Origin of the sequence: Labrys sp. WJW, assembly GCF_001676615.1 — a bacterium.
Taxonomy (GTDB): domain Bacteria; phylum Pseudomonadota; class Alphaproteobacteria; order Rhizobiales; family Labraceae; genus Labrys; species Labrys sedimenti.
The window spans coordinates 40,804-62,818 of sequence record NZ_LYXZ01000075.1 but is presented as its reverse complement, the minus strand read 5'-3'; the positions used below and the strand labels follow the sequence as shown (position 1 = coordinate 62,818).

At 64.0% G+C, this 22,015-nt stretch carries 17 protein-coding genes and 1 pseudogene; 12 read left to right on the top strand and 6 right to left on the bottom strand.

Annotation, left to right across the window (positions count from 1 at the left end; translation table 11 throughout):
- Together BA190_RS32770 and BA190_RS32765 are read right to left on the bottom strand one after the other, a co-directional pair.
- Positions 1-260 (bottom strand): annotated as a pseudogene (locus tag BA190_RS32770) (ABC transporter substrate-binding protein); the annotation flags it as partial.
- A gap of 284 nt (positions 261-544) precedes the next feature.
- Positions 545-1,564 (bottom strand): ABC transporter ATP-binding protein, encoded by a 1,020-nt coding sequence (locus BA190_RS32765; RefSeq protein ID WP_068298542.1) that lies wholly within the window; start codon positions 1,562-1,564, stop codon positions 545-547.
- A gap of 127 nt (positions 1,565-1,691) precedes the next feature.
- Here BA190_RS32765 and BA190_RS32760 point away from each other — a divergent pair, with 127 nt between their 5' ends.
- On the top strand, positions 1,692-2,417 hold the full coding sequence (locus BA190_RS32760; protein WP_082980203.1) for a GntR family transcriptional regulator: 726 nt from the start codon (positions 1,692-1,694) through the stop codon (positions 2,415-2,417).
- Here the strand turns inward: BA190_RS32760 and BA190_RS32755 are convergent.
- Positions 2,364-3,155 carry an aspartate/glutamate racemase family protein gene (locus tag BA190_RS32755; protein WP_082980202.1) on the bottom strand — a complete coding sequence of 264 codons (792 nt, stop codon included), beginning with the start codon at positions 3,153-3,155 and terminating at the stop codon, positions 2,364-2,366. The two genes, BA190_RS32760 and BA190_RS32755, sit on opposite strands and share 54 nt — an antisense overlap.
- Before the next feature lie 347 nt (positions 3,156-3,502).
- On the opposite strand from BA190_RS32755, the gene BA190_RS32750 reads away from it, so the two are divergent.
- The 7 genes from BA190_RS32750 to BA190_RS32720 all read left to right on the top strand — a co-directional run bounded on the left by BA190_RS32750 (position 3,503) and on the right by BA190_RS32720 (position 12,417).
- A complete protein-coding gene (locus BA190_RS32750; protein ID WP_068298537.1) occupies positions 3,503-4,498 on the top strand; it encodes an ABC transporter ATP-binding protein in 996 nt (331 codons plus the stop codon).
- Entirely contained in the window at positions 4,495-5,478 is a 984-nt protein-coding gene (locus BA190_RS32745; protein WP_068298532.1) for an ATP-binding cassette domain-containing protein, read from the top strand. Before BA190_RS32750 ends, BA190_RS32745 begins: the two co-directional genes overlap by 4 nt.
- A gap of 50 nt (positions 5,479-5,528) precedes the next feature.
- Positions 5,529-7,172: an ABC transporter substrate-binding protein gene (locus BA190_RS32740; RefSeq protein ID WP_068298530.1), complete on the top strand. Its 1,644-nt coding sequence runs from the start codon at positions 5,529-5,531 to the stop codon at positions 7,170-7,172.
- A 337-nt stretch (positions 7,173-7,509) separates the two neighbouring features.
- Positions 7,510-8,460: an ABC transporter permease gene (locus tag BA190_RS32735; protein ID WP_068298527.1), complete on the top strand. Its 951-nt coding sequence runs from the start codon at positions 7,510-7,512 to the stop codon at positions 8,458-8,460.
- Between the two features lie 7 nt (positions 8,461-8,467).
- The gene (locus tag BA190_RS32730) at positions 8,468-9,400 is read left to right on the top strand and encodes an ABC transporter permease (protein ID WP_082980201.1); all 933 of its coding nucleotides are present in this window, start codon (positions 8,468-8,470) and stop codon (positions 9,398-9,400) included.
- 4 nt (positions 9,401-9,404) lie between these two features.
- Complete coding sequence (locus tag BA190_RS32725; protein WP_068298524.1) at positions 9,405-10,922, top strand: amidohydrolase family protein; 1,518 nt, start codon at positions 9,405-9,407, stop codon at positions 10,920-10,922.
- Between the two features lie 34 nt (positions 10,923-10,956).
- A complete protein-coding gene (locus BA190_RS32720; protein ID WP_068298520.1) occupies positions 10,957-12,417 on the top strand; it encodes an amidohydrolase family protein in 1,461 nt (486 codons plus the stop codon).
- Here BA190_RS32720 and BA190_RS32715 read toward each other — a convergent pair.
- Positions 12,404-13,444, bottom strand: coding sequence for a LysR substrate-binding domain-containing protein (locus tag BA190_RS32715; RefSeq protein ID WP_245315026.1), 1,041 nt, complete (start codon positions 13,442-13,444; stop codon positions 12,404-12,406). The genes BA190_RS32720 and BA190_RS32715 overlap by 14 nt on opposite strands.
- A gap of 63 nt (positions 13,445-13,507) precedes the next feature.
- On the opposite strand from BA190_RS32715, the gene BA190_RS32710 reads away from it, so the two are divergent.
- The 3 genes from BA190_RS32710 (at position 13,508) to BA190_RS32700 (ending at position 16,940) form a co-directional block, all read left to right on the top strand.
- Complete coding sequence (locus BA190_RS32710; RefSeq protein ID WP_068298515.1) at positions 13,508-14,761, top strand: SRPBCC family protein; 1,254 nt, start codon at positions 13,508-13,510, stop codon at positions 14,759-14,761.
- The gene (locus BA190_RS32705; RefSeq protein WP_068298512.1) at positions 14,751-15,830 is read left to right on the top strand and encodes a hybrid-cluster NAD(P)-dependent oxidoreductase; all 1,080 of its coding nucleotides are present in this window, start codon (positions 14,751-14,753) and stop codon (positions 15,828-15,830) included. The genes BA190_RS32710 and BA190_RS32705 overlap by 11 nt, the downstream gene beginning before the upstream one ends.
- A gap of 483 nt (positions 15,831-16,313) precedes the next feature.
- Entirely contained in the window at positions 16,314-16,940 is a 627-nt protein-coding gene (locus BA190_RS32700; protein ID WP_068298511.1) for a TetR/AcrR family transcriptional regulator, read from the top strand.
- Positions 16,941-16,973: 33 nt separating this feature from the next.
- Here the strand turns inward: BA190_RS32700 and BA190_RS32695 are convergent, their stop codons facing one another.
- Together BA190_RS32695 and BA190_RS32690 are read right to left on the bottom strand one after the other, a co-directional pair.
- Entirely contained in the window at positions 16,974-17,576 is a 603-nt protein-coding gene (locus tag BA190_RS32695) for a dimethylsulfoniopropionate lyase (RefSeq protein WP_068298508.1), read from the bottom strand.
- A gap of 14 nt (positions 17,577-17,590) precedes the next feature.
- Positions 17,591-19,627 (bottom strand): NADH:flavin oxidoreductase, encoded by a 2,037-nt coding sequence (locus tag BA190_RS32690; protein WP_068298503.1) that lies wholly within the window; start codon positions 19,625-19,627, stop codon positions 17,591-17,593.
- A gap of 354 nt (positions 19,628-19,981) precedes the next feature.
- On the opposite strand from BA190_RS32690, the gene BA190_RS32685 reads away from it, so the two are divergent.
- Positions 19,982-21,967, top strand: coding sequence for an FAD-dependent oxidoreductase (locus tag BA190_RS32685; RefSeq protein ID WP_068298569.1), 1,986 nt, complete (start codon positions 19,982-19,984; stop codon positions 21,965-21,967).
- Positions 21,968-22,015: the final 48 nt, after the last annotated feature.

Sequence of the window (22,015 nt, the reverse complement as noted above, 5' to 3'; positions counted from 1 at the left end):
GGGGGGAACCGCCACTCGGTGTCCGAAATCGTCTCCCAGCTCTCGGCCAGGGCCGGCTCGAGCTTGAGGTCGCGGTTCCAGCGCACCAATCCCTCATAGACATTGCTGAGCAGGCTGAGCGTGAAGTCGTCACGCGCCGCATGCGGGTCCATGGAACTGATTTCCTGGGCTTCGGCAAAACGCAGCGTCTTGGCGCTGGCTGCTCCCGTGGCCAGCGCGGCGCACGAAGCGATCAGCAGGATCTTCAAATAGGTCTTCACGGACATCTCCCGGTTAAACGGTCCTTCGTCGGCGGTCACGACGGCGCGGCTTTGTTGTTGTCTCACGCTTCGTCACCAAGCGACCGGCTGCTTGTCGGACGGCCGGTGACACCGTTCACAGCAGACGATCCATTCCCCTGCCCGTCCCTCGGATCGGGCACTGCGATCATTCCATAAGCGGCCACAGCCGTCTACAAATTTGTACTATATCGAGTATACAATCTTGTATGGCATCATTGAAGACGAGTTCCCCTGGCGCGGAAAACGTCATTCCCACGCGATCGTCAGAGCGTCGTACCGCCTTGATGCAAGAAACAGGCCGCCGTGGTGGCGCCCGCCATGGCAAGCCGAGGGCTCTCGGCCTCGCAGCGCGGACCGCTCTGCCGGCAGCGCGGATGGAAGGCACAGCCTTCGGGCCAGTTGCCCAGGCGCGGCATCGCCCCGTCGATCTGGGCCAGGCGCTCGACCTGGCGGCCCAGTGAAGGAATCGAGGCCATCAGGCCGGCCGCATAGGGATGGCTCGGCCGGCGCACGACGGCCTCCACCGGGCCGATCTCGACCACGCGGCCGGCATACATCACCGCCACCCGGTCGGCGATCTCGGCAATCACCCCCATGTCGTGGGTCACCAGCATGATGGCGGTGTTCTTCTCCCGCGCCAGCCGCTTGAGCAAGGCCAGGATCTGGGCCTGGATCGAGACGTCGAGCGCCGTCGTCGGCTCGTCGGCGATGATCAGTTCCGGCTCTCCGGCCAGCGCCAGGGCAATGACGATGCGCTGGCGCATACCACCGGAAAACTGGTGGGGATACTGCTCGAAACGATTGACGGGATCGGCGATTCCAACTTCGGTAAGCAGGCGGATCGCCCGGCTGCGGGCCTCCTCGCGACCGAGAGCCGGAAAATGCGTGCGGATGGTTTCGGTCAGCTGGCGCCCGACGGTGAACAGCGGATCGAGGCTCGTCAGCGGATCCTGGAAAATGGCGCCGATGCGACGGCCACGGATCAGGCGCTGACGATGGGGAGGAAGGTTGTCGATGCGTTCGCCACTCAGACGGATACTGCCGGCTGCAATGCGCCCCGGCGCCTGCAGGAGCCCGATCAGGGCATTGCCGGTCATCGACTTGCCTGCGCCCGATTCGCCGACAACGCCCAGAATCTCGCCCGGAGCGATGTCGAAGGAGACATTGTCGATGGCGACCAGCGTGCCGGTGCGCACCGGGAATTCGATGCGTAGATCGCGGACTTCCAGCACCGGCGAAGGCAGCGGGGCCGCCCTGCCTGCTTCATTGTGCGCGCTGGTCATGCCGCCTCGCAATTTGGGCGCCGCACCTTGGCTGCGGCCGCCGCGACAGAGGTTGTTTCCAACTCGATAATATACAATGTAGAATACACTTGTTTTCCTCCCTAGAGTCAAATCGCAAGGCCATACCATGCCCCCATCGCCCGGGCCCCTCGCCAAGCAAATGCCTGCTGCCCGCCAGCGCCGCGGACGGGCCGATGAGCGGATCCATTCGGAGATCTATTCGGCCATCATCAACCATCAGCTTCGTCCGGCCACGCCTCTGCAGGAGGACGCCCTGGCCACCGCCTTCGGCGTCAGCCGCACGCTGATCCGCAAGGTCCTGCAGCAGCTCTCCCACGAGAAGCTGGTCGAGCTCATCCCCAACAAGGGGGCGATCGTGGCCCGCCCCTCGGTGGAAGAAGCGCGGCAGGTTTTCGAAGCCCGTCGCGAGATCGAATGCATCCTCATCCGCCGCCTCGCCACAACCATCACCGATGCGGAGATCACCAGGCTGCGGGCCGCGGTGGAAGCCGAGGCCCGGGCCCAGGAGCAGGGCGACAAGCGCCGGCGCCTGCAGCTTTCCGGTGACTTTCATCGCGAACTTGCCTCCATGGCCGGCAATGACGTTCTCAAGGACTTCGTGCATGAGCTCGTCTCGCGTTCTTCCCTGGTGATCGCACTCTACGAATCCCCCGGTGCGGTTCCCTGCGCCTATGACGAGCACAAGCGCATCGTCGATGCGCTCGCCAAGCGCGATGCGGAAGATGCCGCCCGCAACATGGAGCACCATCTGCGCCACGTGGAGGCCCAGGTCGACCTGTCAGACGTTCCGGCCCGTATCGATTTCAAGTCGCTCTTCCGGCCGCTGGGCTGATCCCCACCAGTCCGCAGGGGCATAAGCGGCGAGCTTGCCGGCATAGGGCTTGGCAAGAGGATAGGCGAGATCGCCGCGCTTGGAGGTCTTGAGGCCCATGCCGACCAGGGCCTCGGCAAATTTGACCGCAGCGCAGACGCCGTCGATCACCGGGATCTGCAGCCTGTCCTCGAGATAGTCGGCCAGCCCGGCCATCCCAGCACAGCCGAGCACGATCGCCCCGGCCTTGTCTTCCTGCAAGGCCGTCCGGCATTCGGCCAGGATGATGTCGCGCGCCCGCGTGCCCGGCTGTTCGAGCTCGAGCACCGGCAATTCCGTCGCCCGCACCCGGCGGCAATGGTGGTGCATGCCGTAATTGCGCACGAGGTGCTCGGCGATGATGCGCGTGCGCTCCAGTGTGGTGACCACGGAAAAGCCGGTCGCCACGAAGGCCGCCGCATGCATGGCCGCCTCGGCAATGCCGATCACCGGGGCGTCGGTGATCTCGCGCGCCGCCAGCAGGCCGGGGTCGCCGAAACAAGCGATTACATAGGCATCGGCCGACGGCCCGTCGCGGATTTCGTCGACGAGGCCTATCACGCTCATGGCTTCATCGAAATGCCCCTCGATCGAGGCCGCCCCCGAACGCGAGGTCACGGCGACGATCTCGGTGCCGGGCGCCGCCACGGCGCTGGCACTGACACGCATCGCCTCGGTCATCGAGGCCGTGGTGTTGGGATTGATGAGTTTGATGCGCATGGGGTTCCTCGGACAGGGGGCACGCAGTCTTGTTCTTAATATTGTATACTACATTGTATCTTTATGTGATTTCCGGCAAGCGTCAATGCCATTGATGCGCGACGATATCCGCCCCCCATGGCGTGCTCGGCCAGCGCACCGGGCGCCTCAAGTCCGATGGATCGCTCCAAAATAGCCCCAGATCGTCACGTATCTCGAACGAAAAGCCACATTGGTGCGCCAAATCCGATGCCTCATCACCTTAGGATGCAATTCTACTACAGATTGAATTTCATTGTTGACACATAATTGTATACATGTGAGGCTTTTAATCGTATCCGACAGAACCGCCTGCAAGGGAGATGTCGATGGATGGCGATAACCACCCTGTCCTCAGGGTGCGCAATCTCAAGACCGGGTTTGCCACGCCGGCAGGCACGGTGGTGGCAGTCGACGGTGTCGACTTCGATCTTCATCGCAATGAGATCCTGGCGATCATCGGCGAATCCGGCTCGGGCAAGACCGTGACGGCGCTCTCGCTGATCCGGCTGATCACCACCCCGCCCGGGCGCTATCTCGGCGGTACGATCGAGATCGGCGGCCGCGACCTCCTCAGCCTCGACGAGACAGCGATGGAGACGGTTCGCGGCAAGACCATCGGCATGATCTTCCAGAACCCGCGCGCCTCGCTCGATCCCTCCTTCACCATCGAATCCCAGCTTACCGAGACATTGCTGCGCCACGACCCGGCCCTCGGCCGCAAGGGCGCCCGCGCCGCGGCGACCAAGGCGCTACAGGAAGTCGGCTTTCCCGACATCCCGCGCGTACTGGCAAGCTATCCCCACCAGCTGAGCGGCGGCATGTGCCAGCGTATCGGCCTTGCGATGGTGCTGGCCTGCAAGCCGGAACTGCTCATCGCCGACGAACCGACGACGGCCCTCGATGTCGGCGTCCAGGCCAAGATCCTGCTGCTCCTGAAGAAGCGCAGCCGCGAGACCGGCCTGCCGATCGTCATTATCACGCACGATATCGGCGTGGTCCGTGCCATCGCCACCCGTGTCCTCGTCATGTATGGCGGCCATGTCCAGGAGGCCGGCGAGATCGACGAACTCCTGGCCGAGCCGCTGCACCCCTATACCAAGGCTCTCATCCGCTCCATTCCCGATCCGGATGCGCCTGCCGACACCATGACCTTCATCAAGGGCGAGCCGCCAAATTTGCTGGCACCGCCACCGGGCTGCCGCTTCGCACCGCGCTGCGACCAGGCGATCGGACTGTGCCACCAGAAGCTGCCGGATTGGCGTGCCGCCGGTCCGGGCCGGATGGTGCGCTGCCACCTCGCCGCCGCGGGAGCGACCCAATGAGCCCTCCGCCCCTGATCGAGGTCCGTTCCGTCAACAAGACCTTCACCGTCAGCAAGGGCGGCCTGTTTCGCCGGCCCGCCGCCAGCACCAAGGCGGTCAACGATGTCAGCCTGACCATCGCCAAGGGCGAGATCCTGGGCTGCGTCGGCGGCTCGGGTTCCGGCAAGTCCACGCTCGGGCGCATCATCCTGCGCCTCATCGAGCCCGACAGCGGCGAAGTGCGCTATGGCGGCGCGGATCTGCGCGCCCTGACGCGCGAGCAGATGCGCCAATATCGCCGCCGGCTGCAGATCGTCTTCCAGGACCCGCTGCAATCGCTCAATCCGCGGCGCACGGTTGCCGAGAACATCGCCCGGCCCCTGCTCAATTTCGGCGTGTCGACCACGGCCGCCAACCGGCGCGTCGATGAATTGCTCGATCTCGTCGGCCTCGATCCACGCCAATCCTACCGCTATCCGCATGAATATAGCGGCGGCCAGTGCCAGCGCATCGCCATCGCCCGCGCTTTGGCGCTCGAGCCCGAATTCCTGTTCCTGGACGAACCGGTCTCGGCCCTCGACGTCTCGATCCAGGCCCAGATCCTCAACCTGCTGGCGGAGTTGAGGAAAAAGCTCGACCTCACCTTCCTGTTCGTCTCGCACGATTTGAAGATCGTCAAGCAGTTCTGCGACCGCACCATGGTGATGTATCGCGGCTGCGTGCTCGAACAGGGGACCAGCGAGGAGGTCTATGCCGAACCGCTGCACCCCTTCACGCGCGACTTTCTCGGCACCGTGCTGCACCTGCGCAAGGACACGCGCTGGGAACAGGCGGCCGAGCGGGCCGAGGACCTGGAAGGCACCGCGGGCCTGGCGGGATCGGGCTGCATCTATGCCGGCAATTGCACCGAGCGCTTCGAGCCCTGCAACCGTTCGGCACCCGCCCTGACGACCCTTGCCGGCGAAAGGAGGGTCGCCTGCTTCCGCCACAGCGGGCCCTGAACGTCCGAACACCATCCCAACGACAATCAAAAATCACGAGGGGAACCATCATGACGACAGAGCATCGAAACGATCGAACGAGCCCGCACGCATCCTGGGCCCGCCTGCTGCGCGCCGGCGTGACGGCGGCCGCGCTGATTGCCGGCGCCTATGCCGCCTTCGACGCACCGCAGGCTTTCGCGGCCGGCAACACCATCACCTTCGCAGTGGAATCGGATTTCAGCCGGCTCGACCCGCATGCCTCGCGCACCTGGAACACCTTCAAGGTGGTGCGCCATCTGTTCGAGACCTTCGTGGAGGAGGATCTCACCAAGGGCCCCGACGTCGCGCCCAAGATCGTGCCGGCCCTGGCCGAGAGCTGGGATGTCTCGCCCGACGGCAAGAGCTATACCTTCCATCTGCGTAAGGGCGTGCAGTTCCATGACGGCACGCCCTGGAACGCGCAGGCGGCCAAGTTCAATCTCGACCGCATGACGGACAAGAATTTCAAGTATTTCCAGCCCGTCTCCCCTGGCCTGATGGGCTGGATGTGGCAAGACCTCGCCGGCTATGAAGTGGTCGACGACTATACCTTCAAGATCAATCTCAAGCAGCCGAACGCCGAGTTCCTGCGCCGCATGGCCGCCGGCGGCTCGGGCGCACCGCGCATGATCAGCCCCACCGCCGTCGAAACCTATGGCAACGACAAGATCGAGCAGCACCCGATCGGCACCGGGCCCTTCAAATTCGTGGAAAGGGTGGTGGGCGAGAAGCTCGTCATCGCCCGCAACGACAATTACTGGGATCCCGCGCGCAAGCCCAAGGCCGACCAGATCATCTTCAGGGGCATTCCCGAGGTCTCCACGCGCGAACTGGCACTGGCCGGCGGCGAAGTGGACGTGATCGGCACCCCCTCCCCCGATTCCCTCGATTTCCTCAAGCAACAAGGCATCCAGATCATCTCGGGGCCGAGCCCGATGATCTATGTGCTCTGGCTCAACCACAAGGACGAGCACTTCAAGGACGTGCGTGTGCGCAAGGCCGCCTGCATGGCGATCAATCGCGACGACATGGCCAAGTATCAGCGCAAGGGCCTGGCCCGTCCGGCGTATGGCGTGCTCAATCCCGGCGGCCCGGGCTTCGATCCTGCCTATAAGGACTGCAATTACGATCCCGAGGGCGCCAAGAAGCTGCTGGCCGAGGCCGGCTATCCCAATGGCTTCACCACGCGGATGGATTGGACCTTCGGCGCCGGCGCCGACGTCAACACCAAGGGCGATGCCGAGTGGCTGCAGCGCGATTTCGAGAAGATCGGCATCAAAGCCAGCATCGAGATGTTCGACAACAACACCTTCTGGGAGATGATGTCGAAGGGCATGCGCGAGGGCACCGGCCTGACCTCGGCCTCCTGGGGCGAAAGCACCTTCGCCTGGCTCGACCAGATGGTGACCACCACCGCCTTGCCGCCCAATTGCTGCAATTCGGGCTATTACAACAACCCCAAGATCGACACTTTGCTGTCGGAGGCCCGCGGTTCCGCCTCGGCCGAGGCCATGGACAAGAAGCTGCATGAGGCGCGCGACGCCATCGCCACCGACATGGCCTTCACCTCTTATTACACGGCCGACTCCGTCTATGCGGCCAGGCCAGAGGTGAAGGGCTTCGTGCTGGCGCCGCAGCACTGGTTCGACCTCACCGGCATCACCAAGCAATAGCAGCAATCCTCGTTCCGCCGTCGCCCCTGTGAGGCTGCGGTATTCACAACCCGGCACCGGGACGAGTGAAGAGCTGAAATCCTTCCCCGACTTCGGGGAAGGTGCCGGTGCTCGGCACCGGCGGATGGGGGCGAGTGGCACGACCGTGGACCGGTCAGTTGCCCTTGGCGCCACTCTACCCCACCCGAGCCGGCTTTGCCGGCCCCAGCACACACAAATTGTGTGTGCGACCTCCCCGAAGCCGGGGAGGGATCTCAGCGCTTTATTCGTCCCGGTCGAAATGTGCGAATCCAGGAGCTCAGTGGGAGTAGCCGGACGCATCAAGGAGAGGGGTTCCATGTCCATCTTCGCCTTTGCCGGCAACCGGCTCGCCTATGCGGTTCCCGTGCTGCTCGGCGTGACGCTGGTGGTTTTCCTGTCGCTCCAGCTCATTCCCGGCGACATCGCCCTGACCTTGCTCGGCCGCATGGCCACCGAGGCGCAGCTGGAAGCCCTGCGCCAGCGCCTCGGCCTCGACCAGCCCTTGATCCTGCAATATCTGCGCTGGCTGTGGCATCTCCTGCACGGCGACATCGGCAATTCCGTCTCGCAGCAATTGCCGGTCATGCAGATCCTGCTGCCCAAGATCCTCAACTCGCTCATCCTGATGGCCGGCAGCCTCGTCATCGTGCTGGCTTGCGGCTTCGGGCTCAGCGTGCTCTCGGCGCCGCGCTTCCGCAGCCTGACCGACAAGTCCGTGGTGGCCCTCACCCTGGTACTGGCCTCGCTGCCGGTGTTCTGGCTCGGCATCGTGCTGCTCTATTTCTTCGGCTTCAAGTGGAAGCTCTTCCCGATCTCCGGCATGTACAACATGATCGATCCCGGCGGGCTCGGACAATTGCTCCACCACATGGTGCTGCCGGCGATCGCCACCGCCGCTTCCTCGATCGCCGTGGTCACCCGCGTCACCCGTTCGCGCATGCTCGATGTGCTCGGCCAGCCCTATATCCTGGCGGCCCGCGCCCGCGGCCTCAGCCGTCGGCAGATCGTGCTGCGCCACGGCGTGCGCAACACGCTGCCGACCTTCGCCAGCATTGGTGGGCTGCAGATCGGCTATCTGTTCGGCGGCGTCATCTTCACGGAGATCATCTTCAACTGGCCCGGCGTCGGCCAGCTCCTGTTCGACGCCATCATGCAGCGCGACGTGCCGGTGATCCAGGGCTGCGTGCTCGCGGTCGCCATCGTCTTCGTCCTCGGCAACCTGGTCTCTGATGTCATCGTCCATGCCCTCGATCCCAAGCAACGGTGAGGCTGCCATGACCGCGGTTCCCTCCCTGGCGACGGCCAGCAAGTTCTCGCCGCAGCGCCGCGGCAATCTCTACTTCGTCTGGCGCGGCGTACTCGGCGATCCCGTCGCCCGTATCGCAGCCGGCATCATCATCGTGCTGGTGCTGATGGCGATCTTCGCGCCTCTTCTCGCCCCCTTCCCGCCCAACGAGGCCAATCCGGCCCTGCGGCTGAAGCCGCCCGGCACGCCGGGCCATCTCCTGGGACTTGACCAGCAGGGCCGGGACATTCTCTCGCGCCTGATCTACGGCGCGCGCCTCACCCTGGTCTCGGGCGTCATCCCCGTGTTCCTGGGGGCAGCCATCTCCATCCCGCTCGGCCTGATCGGTGCCTGGTATCCCCGGCTCGGCGAGGTGATCATGCGCCTGATGGACGTGCTGTTCGCCTTCCCGATGGCGCTGCTCGCCATCATGCTGGCAGCGCTGATGGGCCCCGGCCTGGTCAACATGATGATCGCCCTGGTGGTGACCTTGGTGCCCTACAATACCCGCGTCGTCTATGCGGCTGCCCGCCAGGAGCGAGACCTTGCCTATGTCGAGGCCTCGCGCGCCATGGCCACGCCCGATCTCAAGATCCTGTTCGTGGAGATGCTGCCGAACGTGGTGGCCGCCTCCGTCGTCTATAGCTGCACCATCGTCGGCGCCGTGGTGATCACCGCCGCAGGCCTGAGCTTCCTTGGCCTCGGCGTGCAGCCCCCGATCGCCGAATGGGGCATCATGACCAGCGAAGGCCGCAGCTTCGTGTTCGTGGCGCCGCATATCGCCGCCATTCCGGGCCTGGCCATCACTATCCTGGTGATGGCCTTCAACCTGCTCGGCGACTCCCTGCGCGACTCGCTCGATCCCAAGACGCGCCTGCAGCTGGTCAAGCACCGGGCCGATCCGGCCGACCAGGAGCCGTGAGGCCATGCTGACCCTGATCAAGGATGCGCGCGTCCTCACGCTCGACGAGGCCGGCAGCGAACATTTGAAGGCCGATATCCTCATCCGCGGCGACACCATCGAGGCGATCGCCCCGGATCTCGCGGCTGAGGTCACCACCGACGGGGTGCGGGTGATCGAAGCCGCCGGCCAGCTCGCCATGCCGGGCCTGGTCAACGGCCATTTTCATTCCCCCGCCAACTTCATGAAGGGCGCGCTCGACAACTGGCCGCTCGAGCTCTTCATGCTCTATGAGGTACCGCCCTTGATGCGCGAGGTCGTCTCGCCGCGCTTTGCCTATGTGCGCACCATGCTCGGCGCCATGGAGATGCTGCGCCAGGGCGTGACCTCCGTGCATGACGACTGCTTCTTCGTACCCGTGGTCACGCCGACGGAAGTCGACAATGTCATGCAGGCCTATGAGGATGCCGGCATCCGGGCCACCGTGACGCTCGACCAGCCCAATGTGGTCGAGCATGCCAAATATCCCTTCCTCAGGGATCTGCTGCCGCCGGACCTGCGCGAGCGCATGGAAGCGGCGCCCCTGATGCAGGACGGCGAACTCATCGCCCATTACGAACGTTTCCTCGATCGCTGGCATCATCGCGCCGGTGGCAGGCTGCGCTGCGCCGTGTCCTGCTCGGCGCCCCAGCGCGTGACGCCTTCTTATTTCAAGGCGCTGGGCGCCCTCGCCTGCGAGCGCGACCTGCCCTACAACATGCACATCCTGGAGACGCGCCTGCAGCGCGTGCTCGGCGAGGTCAATTACGGCAAGTCGCTGATCCGCTATGCCCATGAGATGGGCGTGCTCAATGAGCAGGCCATGGTCATCCATGCCATCTGGATCGATGAGGACGACCTCGCGCTCCTGGCCGATTCCGGCTGCTCGATCGCCCATAATCCGGTGTCGAACCTCAAGATCGGCAGCGGCATCATGCCGTTCCGGCGGCTGCGCCAGCGCGGCATCAATGTCTGCCTCGGCAATGACGAAGCGGCCACCGATGACGGCATCAATCTGTGGACCGTCGGCAAGGTCGCCGGCCTCGTCCACAACGTCGCCGATCCCGATTTCGACCGCTGGCCCCTGCCCCTGGAAATCCTGACCGCACTGACCTCGGCCGGCGCCAGGGCCATGCGCCTGCCCCGCCCAACCGGCAGGCTGGCGCCGGGCTGGCAGGCCGACATCATCCTGCTCGACCTCGACAGCTTCGCCTTCACGCCGCTCAACGACCTGAAGCGCCAGCTCGTCTATTGCGAGACCGGCTCGTCGGTCAGCACGGTGCTGGTGGGCGGGCGCATCGTCGTCGAGAACCGGCGCCTGCTCACCGTCGACGAAAGCGCCCTCAAGCAGGAAGCCCGCTTCCTGGCCGGCGAATTCGCCGACTACATGGCCCGCTGCAAATCCGCCGCCGACGAGCTCGAACCCCATTACCGGCGCATGTACCGCCAGGCTCTCGCAACGCCGGTCGGCATGCACCGCTGGGCGGGGCCGATGACGCCCTGACCCCTCCTCCACCATCCCGAACGGACTGGACATCATGACCACCACCAGAGTGAAGGCGCGCTATGTCATCGGCTTCGACGGCGAGCAGCATCGGACATTGAAGGACGCCGAGGTCGTCTATCGCGGTGACACCATCCTCTTCGTCGGGCGCGGCTATCCGGGCGAGGTCGACGAGGAAATCGATGGCGGCAATGCCATTCTCGGGCCGGGCTTCATCGACCTCAACGCTCTGGGCGATCTCGACACCACCGTCCTCGCCTTCGACAACCAGCCCGATTGGGCGAAGGGACGCGTCTGGCCCGAGGATTACCTCGCCGCCGGCCCGATCGAGATGTATTCGGCCGAAGAGCAGGCCTTCAAGATGAAATATGCCTTCGCGCAGCTGGTGCGCAACGGCATCACCACCGCTTTGCCGATCACCTCGATGTTCTACCGGCAATGGGCGGAGACCTATGACGAATTCGCGCGCTCGGCCGACAGTGCGGCGGAAATCGGCATCCGGGCCTATCTCGGCCCCTGCTACATGACCGGCGTCACCATCATTCGCGAGGACGGCAGCTTCGACACCTTCTGGGACGAGGAGCGCGGCCTCAAGGGACTGGAGACGGCCAGGGACTATGTCCGCGCCTATGACGGCGCGCATGACGGGCTGATCCGCGGCATGCTGGCACCCGACCGCATCGAGAACTGCACGCCTGAACTGCTGCTGCGTTCGGCCCGCATCCGTAACGAACTCGACTGCCCGATCCGCCTGCATTGCTGCCAGGGCATGGACGAGTTCGAGACGATCGTCGAGCGCCACGACAAGACGCCGGTGGGATGGCTCGCCTCACTCGGCTTCCTCTCCAGGCGCTCGCTGCTGCCGCATGGCGTCTACCTGACCGGCCACTCCAAGGTGGCGCGAACGGGTGACGATGTCGGCCTGCTGGTGCAGTCGGGCGCCGCCCTGATCCATTGCCCGCTCGTGCTCTCGCGCTATGGCGGCGCCATGGAATCCTTCGCCCGCCTCAAGCGCCAGGGCATTCCGATCGGCCTGGGCACCGATACCTTCCCGCCCGACATGGTGGAGAACATGCGCCTGGGCATCAGCCTGTGCCGCGTCGCCGATGCGGATGTCGGTGCCTGCAGCTCGGCCGATTTCTACAATGCCGCCACCCTCGTGGCGGCCGACGCCCTTGGACGCTCGGATCTCGGCCGGCTCGCCGCCGGCGCCAAGGCCGACATGACACTGTTCGATCTCGGCGCCTTCGAACTCGGCCCGATCATCGATCCCATCCAGACCATGATGCTCAGCGGCACCGGCCGGGATTTCAAGACCACCATCATCAACGGCCGGGTGGTGATGCGCGACCGCCAATTGCCGGGCATCGACCTCGAAGACTATCGCCAGCGTGCCCAGACCCAGTTCGAGCGGCTGATCGACAAGTATCCGCTGCGCACCTGGCGTCATCCGCCGGTCGAGGAGATCTTCCAGCCTTCGTTCAAATTCGCATGAGCTGATCGAAGCGGTCCTGGCCTTGCGGTTGGGGAGCGTTCGCTTCCCGCTTCAACCAGTCTATGAATAGGTCGACGGCCGCCTTCCTCGCCTTGCGCCGCGGCGCGATGAAGAAATAGGCATTTTGCGTCACGATGGCTTCGTTCGTGAGCCTGACCAGCCGGTTCTGGGTAAGCAGGTCCTCGACCAGCCGGCGCCAGCCGAGTGCGATGCCGTGGCCGTTCAAGGCGGCGTAGATCGCCTCGGTATAGAAGCTGCAATGCATGCCTAAGCCCTTGCTCGGCATCGGGACGGAGAACGCCGCAAACCATTCGGTCCAATTCGTCCAGGTGGAATCGGCCGTGTCGTTGGTGATCAGGGGATGGCGCGTGAGCTGGCCAAGATGCTCGATCTCGCCGATCTCCAGCGCGTAGTCGGCGCTGCAGATGGGAAAGATCTCATCGTGGAAGAGAAATTCGGCGTCCCCATCCGGCCAGATGCCTGTCCCGAAGCGAATGGCGAGATCCACGTCCTCGCCGTCGACCTTGACGGCATTGTCCTGCGTGATGATGCGCAATCTGATATTGGGATGCGCCTTCGAAAACGAGGAAATGCGCGGGAGAAGCCAGAAATGGGAGAAGGCGATCGTCGCCGCGATGGCGAGGTCGTCCTCCGCCTCTTCCCTTGACCAATCCGAAATCGTCTCGGCGATGAGATTGAAGGCCGTCGTGGCCGTGGACGAAAGCTGCTTTCCCTTTTCCGTCAATTCCACCCGCCTGTGCAGGCGCCGGAACAAGGGGAAGCCGAACGTCTCCTCCAGGAGATGAATCTGACGGCTGATCGCGGCCTGGGTGACGCCCAGTTCCGCCGCCGCCCTGGTGAAGCCGCCGAGGCGCGCCACCGCCTCGAAGACGGTGAGCGCTGTGAGCGGGGGAAGCTTTCGCCGCAGATTGGCCATGGCCCTCGGGAACCCTCGCCTGAGGAAGACGTCGCAAACCGGCGACGGCATCAGCAACGCATTACATTGAGTTATGGCAGACGTAAACATTTATGCCGTTGAGAGGGTGGTTTCATGCGCGCAATATGGGCACAAATCTGGTGATGAAAACTCATGCTCAATACATTCTCATCTGCGATCTCGCCCCTCCTGGACCAGCGCATGCCGGGCCATGCCCTCCCCGCCGGCCTCTACACGCGCGAAGACGTCTTCAAGGCGGATCTCGACGTGTTCTTCCGCCGGCACTGGATCTATGTCGGGCTGGAATGTGACGTTCCCGAGCCGGGCGATGCCCATGTGATCGATCTCGGCAGCTCAAGCATCATCCTGCTGCGCGACGACGACAGCCAGATCCGCGTGCTGCACAATGTCTGTCGCCATCGCGGTGCCCGCCTGCTGGACAGCGGCACGTCCATCGTCTCCAAGCTCGTCTGCCCCTATCATCAGTGGACCTATGAACTCGATGGCGAACTCGCCTATGCCCCGCATATGGGCACCGGCTTCGACAAGACCTGCAAAAGCCTCAAGCCCGTGCATTTCCGCTCGATCGGCGGGCTGATCTATGTCTGCCTCTCGGACAATCCCCCTGATGACATCGGCACGCTCGAGACCGTGATGCGGGAGCGCCTGGCGCCCTACGACATTGCCAACAGCAAGGTCGCCTTCCAGAGCGAGATCATCGAGAAGGGCAATTGGAAGCTCACCATCGAGAACAATCGGGAATGCTACCATTGCTCGTCCAATCACCCCGAGCTCTGCGTCTCCTTCATCGATCTGGATTTCGGTTTCGATCCGGCCAGCCTGAGTCCCGAGGACCGGGAAGAAGCCGAACAGCACCAGGCCCTCTACGAGGCGCGCACCACGGCCTGGGAGGCCGAGGGCTATCCCTCGGCAGCCGTCGAGCAGCTCGTCGACTGCGCCACCAATTTCCGAACCCAACGCCTCATCATCGCGGGCGCCGGCGAGTCCCAGACGCCGGACGCCACGGCCGCCTCGTCCAAGCTGCTCGGCTCGATGACGCGCAAGGATCTCGGCGACGTCCATCTGTGGGGCCATAATTGCTGGCATCATTTCATGGGCGACCATGCCGTGTGCACGCTGATCATCCCCCTCAGTGCGGACGAAACCCTCGTCCGCACGAAATGGCTGGTGCACAAGGATGCCGTCGAGGGTCGTGACTACGATCTCGACAAGCTCACCAGCGTGTGGATGGCCACCAACGAACAGGACGCGCAACTGGTCGCTCGCTCCTATTCGGGTGTCCTCGACCCGGCCTATGAGGCCGGACCCTACTCCCCCTTCACCGAGGGGCAGCTCGACAATTTCGCCACCTGGTACATCGATCGGATGCGCGCCAATGGCTACTGACAGCTCGTTGCAGACAGGCGCCGGCATGGCCATGGCTCCGCACGCCGAAGCATTCGACCAGCTGCTCTGCGTCGATGTCCATGACGAAACGCATGACGTGAAGAGCTTCACCTTCCTGTCGCCGGACGGCAAGGCCTTCGATTTCGAGGCGGGCCAGCATCTGTCGCTGGAACTGGAGATCGACGGCCTGCCGGAAAGCCGCTGCTACAGCATGTCCTCCTCGCCGCTGAGGCGGAAGGCCATCACCGTCACCGTGAAGCGCACCGAGGGCGGCCGCGTCTCGAACTGGCTGCACGACAATCTCGTTCCCGGCATGACGGTCAAGGCCTTGGGGCCGCTTGGCGCCTTCGTCCGGCCGACGACCGCACCGGCCAAGCTTGCCTTGCTGTCGGGCGGCTCGGGCATCACCCCGCTGATGTCGATCGTCAGGGACATCGCCGACTCGGCGCAAGCCGCGGACGTGGTGTTCGTCCACGCGGCCAGGACACCCCGCGACCTCGTCTTCCGGGACGAACTCGGCGTGCTGGCGAACCGCCTGAAAGGCCTGCGGCTGATCCTGCTTCCCGAACACGTCACCGGCGAGCCATCCTGGCCGGGATTGACCGGGCGGCTATCCAAGGCGTTCCTGTCGCTGGCCATTCCGGATCTCGCGGAGCGGGTGATCATGTGCTGCGGCCCGGCGCCCTTTATGCAGGCTGTCCGCTCCTTCAGCGCCGAATTGGGAAGCCCAGCCCACAATTATTACGAGGAGAGCTTCGACGGTGCTGGCGTCGAGGAGCCGCCTGCCGAAGTCCTGCCGCAAGCCAAACTCTTCAAGGTCGAGTTCGCCAAGCAGTCGCGCACCATCGACGTGGCGGGCGGGCAGACAGTGCTGTCGTCAGCCAAAAAGGCAGGGGTTCGCCTTCCTTCATCTTGCGCCAATGGCCTGTGCGGCACCTGCAAGTCCAAGCTCGTCAGCGGCAGCGTCGACATGCAGCACAATGGCGGCATCCGTCAGCGCGAGGTCGATGCCGGCTTCTTCCTGCCCTGCTGCTCAAAGCCATTGAGCGACCTGGTGATCGACAGATAGTTCCCGGTGCCGACTACAGCCAACCGCAATTGCAGTGCGAGTGCCAATCGCAGACATCCTTGCCCCTAAGTGCTGACTTTACGAGTATGGTGCAGGATTGGAATGTCGATCTCCAGATCGACATTCTTGGAAACGGCACGCTTGCGGGAAAGACGTCTGGAGGAAAGATGTCGGTTCGGAGATCGACACGCCAGCGCCCATGGCCAAGGATGCCTGCGATCCCCGCAAGAGGCGATTTCGATCCAAGATGCTACAATGGCTTGAACGCCTTCCCGCCGGGGCGCGGGAGGGCATTCATGCACGTCCATCGCCGCCCTGGTTTGCCGAGTCCCCGCAATGGGGCACTATCAAGGTCGACAGCGCGCCCGAATACTGTTCCAGACCTGTACATTTATGTCTACTAAATCGACATAATTGACGCTATGCTCGACATCCATGTGCATTTCGCCTGATCGCCGATTTGCCGTTTGATGGGGGCATTGCATGGAGCAGGTTTTGGGCGAAACAGGCTGGCGGGGCTCGGCCGAAGTCTGGCTGGAGGCGGCCTATGAACTCCTGCTCGAATCCGGGGTCAGCACGGTCAAGATTCTACCTCTGGCCAAGAAACTCGGCCTGTCGCGCACCAGCTTCTATTGGTTTTTCAAGGATCGCGAGGAACTGCTCGGTGCCCTCATCGCGCGCTGGCGCGACAAGAACACCGGCAATCTCGTCAAGCAGGCGCAGGCCTATGCCGAATCGATCGCCGAAGCGATGCTCAACGTCACTGATTGCTGGATCGACAAGACCCTCTTCGACGCCCAGTTCGAATTCGCCGTACGCAGCTGGGCTCTCGAATCCTCGGACATCCTCGCTGAAGTGAGAACTGCCGACCAGATCCGCCTCGAAGCGCTTGCGCAAATGTTCACACGGTTCGGCTATACCGCCATCACGGCCGACGTGCGGGCCCGGACGACCTATCTCACCCAGATTGGCTATATCTCGATGCAGATGCAGGAAGATGTCGGCGTTCGCATGAAGCGCATTCCCGAATATGTCGAGATTTTCACCGGTGTCCGGCCTGAACAGCGCGAGCTCGATCGCTTCCACGCCAGGCATGACTTCAAGCCATAACTTGTTTCGGGGCCCAATCAGCCCGGGGCTGCCTCAGGGCCGGTTGCCCGCCTGCAACGCCCAGAAGGCGAATAGCGGCGTGTCGAGCGAGCGCATCGCATGCCTGATACCGGGTCTGTTGTAGAACGAGCCGCCAATCCCAGGCGAAAACCAGTCTCCCTCCCCCTGCCGGAACTCGCCGTCCGACAACACCAGATAGACCTCCTCGGGGGCATGGTCATGGTCGGGATAGCGTACCTTCGGCGCCATCAGCGACACGCCGAGCCAGACGTCCCCGCGTTCCTCCAGGCCACCGGGGCCCAGAAGCATCGCATTGGCGTGCCCGTCCTCGAAATTGGCGCTGGCCGTGCCATCATTGTTCGGACGGCGACGCCATTGCAGGGACGGCTCGACCGCCCTGAAGCATTGGAGCAGCCTGTCGAGCGTCGTGTGGCCCGTTTCGACCGCAAGGGCCTGAACGAGATGCCCGCAGGCCGGCAGACCGGCGCCAGCGCCCGCCCTTGCCTCCCTCGGCTCTTCCAGGGCCCTGAAGATCTCTGCGATGGACCGGCTTGCATCCGGATCCTGCGCGAATTGACCGAAAGCCTCCCGGGCTGCGTCGACGAAATTCTGAAGGACCATGCTCCGCTGCGTCATCGAAACCCTCGCGATCAAATATCCTTGGCCAGCCTGAGGCCATCATAGATGGCCGCATGGGTATTGCGAGCGGCAACCGCATCACCGATGCGGAAGAGCTGGAACTGGCCTCCCCCGTTGCGGACCACGGATTGGGGCTGGCCGGCGATCAATTGCTCGTAGGACATCTCGCCGAGATTGCTCGAGGACGGCTTCAGCTCGAAATAGAGGTCGTCGAGCGGGATCGTGCCGTGATTGACGACGATCTGGTCGAAACTGCGCTGCTTGACGATGCCGCCATAGTCGCTGCCGATCTGGGCGACCAGCTGGTTCCCCGCCTTTTCAACGGCAAGAAGGCGGTAGGTAACGGTGAAGGTGACATCCAGTTTCTGCAGGGAACGCATATAGGGCACCAAATTCATGCCCATGACCTCGGGTGCGAAAGAGCGGTCCGGCGTCATGATCTCCACCTTCGCCCCCGCCTGCGCCAGGATCTCGGCGGCCTGCAAACCGGCATGGTCGCCGGCATCGTCGAAGATGAGCACGTTGGAACCGGGTTTGACATCGCCTGAAATGATGTCCCAGGCGGAGACGACGAGCTCGTTGCCCTTGGAGAGCACTTCCGTATGCGGCAGCCCGCCCGTGGCGACGATCACCACGTCCGGCTTCTCGGCCTCGATACTGTCGGCATCCGCCCAGGTGTTGAAATGGAAGGTCACGCCCAGCTTCTCGCACTGGCTCATGCGCCACTCGATGATGCTGATCATCTCCTTGCGCCGCGGGCTCTGGGCGGTGAGCCTGACCTGCCCGCCCGGCTTGCCGGCAGCCTCGAACACGACGACCCGGTGCCCCCGCCCGGCGGCGACCCTCGCCGCCTCCAGGCCCGCCGGACCAGCGCCGATGACGGCAACGGTCTTGCGAACTTCGGCCGCTTGCAGGGTATGCGGCATCGTCAGCTCGCGGCCGGTGGCCGGATTGTGGATGCAATAGGCGGCTCCGCCCTGATAGATGCGGTCGAGGCAGTAATTGGCGCCGACGCAGGGCCGGATGTCGTCCTCGCGTTTTTCGATGATCTTGCGGACCAGATGCGGATCCGTCATGTGGGCACGCGTCATCCCGATCATGTCGACCTTGCCGGCGGCGATGGCATGACGCGCCGTGGCGACATCCGGGATCTTGGCGGCATGGAAAGTGGGAAACTGCGTGGCCGCTCGGATCTCCCCGGCGAAATCCAGGTGCGGCGAGTTCGCCATGCCCTGGATCGGTATGACGTCGGTCAGCCCGGCATCGGTATCGATATGGCCGCGGATGACATTGAGAAAGTCGATCAGGCCGCTCTCCTTGAGCCGGCGTGAGATCTCCAGGCCCTCTTCCTTGGTCGTGCCGCCCTCGAGCTGCTCGTCCGCCGTGTAGCGCACGCCGACGAGGAAGTCGGGCCCGACCCGCTCGCGGATGGCCTTCAGGACGTCGAAGCCGAAGCGAAGGCGATTTTCAAGCGAACCGCCATAGGGGCCGTCCAGTTCGTTGGTGAGCGGCGACCAGAACTGGTCGATCAGATGGCCATAGGCTTCGAGCTCGATGCCATCCATGCCGCCGGCCTTCATGCGCTCAGCCGCGTCGGCGAAATCCTTGATGATGCGCTCGATGTCCCAGTCTTCCAGCTTCTTGGGAAAGGCACGGTGCGCTGCTTCGCGCTGGTGGGATGGGGCTACGACCGGCAGCCAATCGCCCTTGTCCCAGCGCGTGCGGCGGCCGAGATGCGTGAGCTGGATCATCACGGCCGCGCCGTGCTCGTGGACGGCGTCGGTCAGGTCCTTGAGCCAGGGCACGATCTCGTCCTTGTAGGCGAGGAGGTTGTTGAAGACCGGCGGGCTGTCCTTCGAAATGGCTGCCGATCCCGCCGTCATGGTCATGGCGACCCCGCCCTTGGCCCGCTCCACGTGATAGGCCCGATAGCGCTCCTTCGGCATGCCGTCCTCGGGATAGGCCGGTTCATGCGAGGTCACGATGATGCGGTTGCGCAGCGTGAGATGCTTGAGCTGAAAGGGCTGCAGGAGAGGATCGTTCGACATGGCTCGGGGGTCCAGCGTTGCATGTGCACCGAAAAGCTAGGCAAAATGTACATAAGTGTCAATTGATCTCTAACTGTGTCGTCATGTTTTTTGACAATAGTGTACATTTTTATTGCTTCTAAACGGGAGGCTATGGCAGCATGGGCTTCGTCCCAAGTGCTCGTCCACCGCCGGCATGACGACGACGCCATCCTCGATCCGGCGGGCAGGCCCGTCGGCGTGGTGAATCTCGGGGCGGCTCATAGCTGCCGTCGTGCCTGCGCACTGACGGTCGGCTGCAAAAGCAAGCAATCCGAGGGGCGGGAGAAGCCCTCGCCCCTCGCCAACGCCCTCTCAACCTGCCGGATGGCCACGGTGTCCAAGCAGTTTCCCCGCCTGTTCTCACCCCTTACGATCGGCACGCACACGCTGAGGAACAGGATCGTCTTCGGCGCCCACACCGCGAACATGGCCGTGAACGGGCTGCCGACGGAACGGCATGCGGCCTATTATGCCGAACGTGCCAAGGGCGGCGCCGGCATGATCGTGGTGGAGCCGATGCCCGTCCATCCCGCTGCCATCCTCACCCGCGGCAATTTCCGCCCCTGCGACGACAGCGTCATACCCGCCTTTCGGAAAGTCGTCGGCGCCATCAAGGACAATGGCGCCGTCGCCGTCCAGCAGCTCTATCACATCGGCGCCCATGGCGATTCCGACAATTCCTTCCATCCCCATTGGTCCCCCTCGGGCCTGCCGAGCTACCATGACAGCGACGGCTCGCATGCGATGAGCGAGGCCGAGATCTGGGAGACGATCGAGAGTTTCGTGGAGGCTGCGCGCCGGTGCCGGGCCGCCGGCTTCGACGGCGTGGAGGTCTGGGCCGCCTATCTCGGCCTGGTCGACCAGTTCTGGACGCCCTGGACCAACCGCCGCGAGGACCAATGGGGCGGTACGCTGGAAAACCGCACGCGCCTGTCGCGGGAAATCCTCACGCGCATCCGCAAGACATGCGGCGAGGATTTCATCATCGGCCTGGCCATCAGCGACGAGCCCGACTACACCGTCGCGCTCAGCCGCGACGAACTGGCCGAAATCGTGGGCCTGCATGACCGGCAGGGCCTGATCGACTACGTCACCTGCGGTTCCGGCGGCTATCTCGACTTTCACAAGCTGATGCCGACCTTTCTCTATCCCGAAAAGCTCGGTGCAGATCTGGCGGCCAGGATCAAGGCCGCCACGACGCATGCGGTCGTCATTGCCGAAAGCCATATCCGCACCCCCGAAAATGCCGAGACGGTCCTGGGCGAAGGGGTTGCCGACCTGGTTTCCATCGTGCGCGGCCAGATCGCCGATCCGCATCTGGCCCGGAAGGCCGGCGAAGACCGGCCCGACGACATCAGGGGTTGCATCTCCTGCAACCAGATGTGCTGGGGCCGCCGCTCGCGCGACTATTGGATCAGCTGCCTGATCAATCCCTCCGTCGGGCGGGAGTTCATGTGGGGCGGCGACCGTTTCGAGCCGGCCGCCACGCCAAGGCATGTCCTGGTGGTGGGTGGTGGCCCGGCAGGCCTGGAAGCAGCCCGGGTCGCCGCCGAACGCGGACACAGAGTAACGCTGGCCGAGGCTTCCAGCCGGCTCGGCGGCAATTTCCTGCTCGCCGGCCTGCAGCCGCGCCGCGCCCAGATCCTCGATCTCATCGCCTGGTATGAACGCCAGTTGCACAAGCTCGGCGTCGATATCCGCCTGAACTGCTATATGGAGGCCGACGACGTGGCGGCGATGGTACCGGATGCCGTCATCCTCGCCACAGGCTCCCTGCCGCCCGACACCGGCTTCCAGAAAGCCCTTCCGGCAATCGAAACGCTGCCCGGCATCGAAAAGGGCAATGTCTTTTCGATCGAGGCCGTGATGAGCCGCCAGGCCCGTCTCGGCAAGCGGGTGCTGCTGCTCGACGAGGGCGGCGGCTGGCGCGGCGGCGGGACGGCCTGGAAACTCGCGGAGGATGGCCACGAGGTCACCATTCTCACGCCGGATGCCTTCGTCGGCAAGGAACTGCAGCGCACTACCGCCGACGTTCCCCTGCGGCGGATCCTCAAGAAGCTCGGCGTCAGCTGGCAGGTCGAGGTCAGCATCGCCGAATGGCATGGCCAGGGCGCCACGATCATCGACCACAACAACGGTGAAAGATCGTTTATTGCAGCCGACAGCCTGGTGCTGGCCATGACCAATATCGCGGCGAATTGGCTCGCCACGGACCTTGCGGCCCGGGACGTACCCCATGTCGAGATCGGCGACGGCGCAGCGCCGCGCCAGGCCCCCTATGCCTTTTTCGACGGCCGAAAAGTCGCTCTCGGCCTCTGATCGGAGCTCGAAAGGCACGGCGCCGAGCCTGCGATGATCGGTGGAGCG

Coding starts and splice junctions, on each gene's coding strand:
- BA190_RS32740 (WP_068298530.1), top strand. CDS start 5,529: ATGACGACAGAGCATCGAAACGATCGAACGAGCCCGCACGCATCCTGG.
- BA190_RS32750 (WP_068298537.1), top strand. CDS start 3,503: ATGGATGGCGATAACCACCCTGTCCTCAGGGTGCGCAATCTCAAGACC.
- BA190_RS32715 (WP_245315026.1), bottom strand. CDS start 13,444: ATGTTTACGTCTGCCATAACTCAATGTAATGCGTTGCTGATGCCGTCG.
- BA190_RS32700 (WP_068298511.1), top strand. CDS start 16,314: ATGGAGCAGGTTTTGGGCGAAACAGGCTGGCGGGGCTCGGCCGAAGTC.
- BA190_RS32745 (WP_068298532.1), top strand. CDS start 4,495: ATGAGCCCTCCGCCCCTGATCGAGGTCCGTTCCGTCAACAAGACCTTC.
- BA190_RS32755 (WP_082980202.1), bottom strand. CDS start 3,155: ATGCGCATCAAACTCATCAATCCCAACACCACGGCCTCGATGACCGAG.
- BA190_RS32720 (WP_068298520.1), top strand. CDS start 10,957: ATGACCACCACCAGAGTGAAGGCGCGCTATGTCATCGGCTTCGACGGC.
- BA190_RS32760 (WP_082980203.1), top strand. CDS start 1,692: ATGCCCCCATCGCCCGGGCCCCTCGCCAAGCAAATGCCTGCTGCCCGC.
- BA190_RS32725 (WP_068298524.1), top strand. CDS start 9,405: ATGCTGACCCTGATCAAGGATGCGCGCGTCCTCACGCTCGACGAGGCC.
- BA190_RS32730 (WP_082980201.1), top strand. CDS start 8,468: ATGACCGCGGTTCCCTCCCTGGCGACGGCCAGCAAGTTCTCGCCGCAG.
- BA190_RS32695 (WP_068298508.1), bottom strand. CDS start 17,576: ATGACGCAGCGGAGCATGGTCCTTCAGAATTTCGTCGACGCAGCCCGG.
- BA190_RS32690 (WP_068298503.1), bottom strand. CDS start 19,627: ATGTCGAACGATCCTCTCCTGCAGCCCTTTCAGCTCAAGCATCTCACG.
- BA190_RS32735 (WP_068298527.1), top strand. CDS start 7,510: ATGTCCATCTTCGCCTTTGCCGGCAACCGGCTCGCCTATGCGGTTCCC.
- BA190_RS32765 (WP_068298542.1), bottom strand. CDS start 1,564: ATGACCAGCGCGCACAATGAAGCAGGCAGGGCGGCCCCGCTGCCTTCG.
- BA190_RS32710 (WP_068298515.1), top strand. CDS start 13,508: ATGCTCAATACATTCTCATCTGCGATCTCGCCCCTCCTGGACCAGCGC.
- BA190_RS32705 (WP_068298512.1), top strand. CDS start 14,751: ATGGCTACTGACAGCTCGTTGCAGACAGGCGCCGGCATGGCCATGGCT.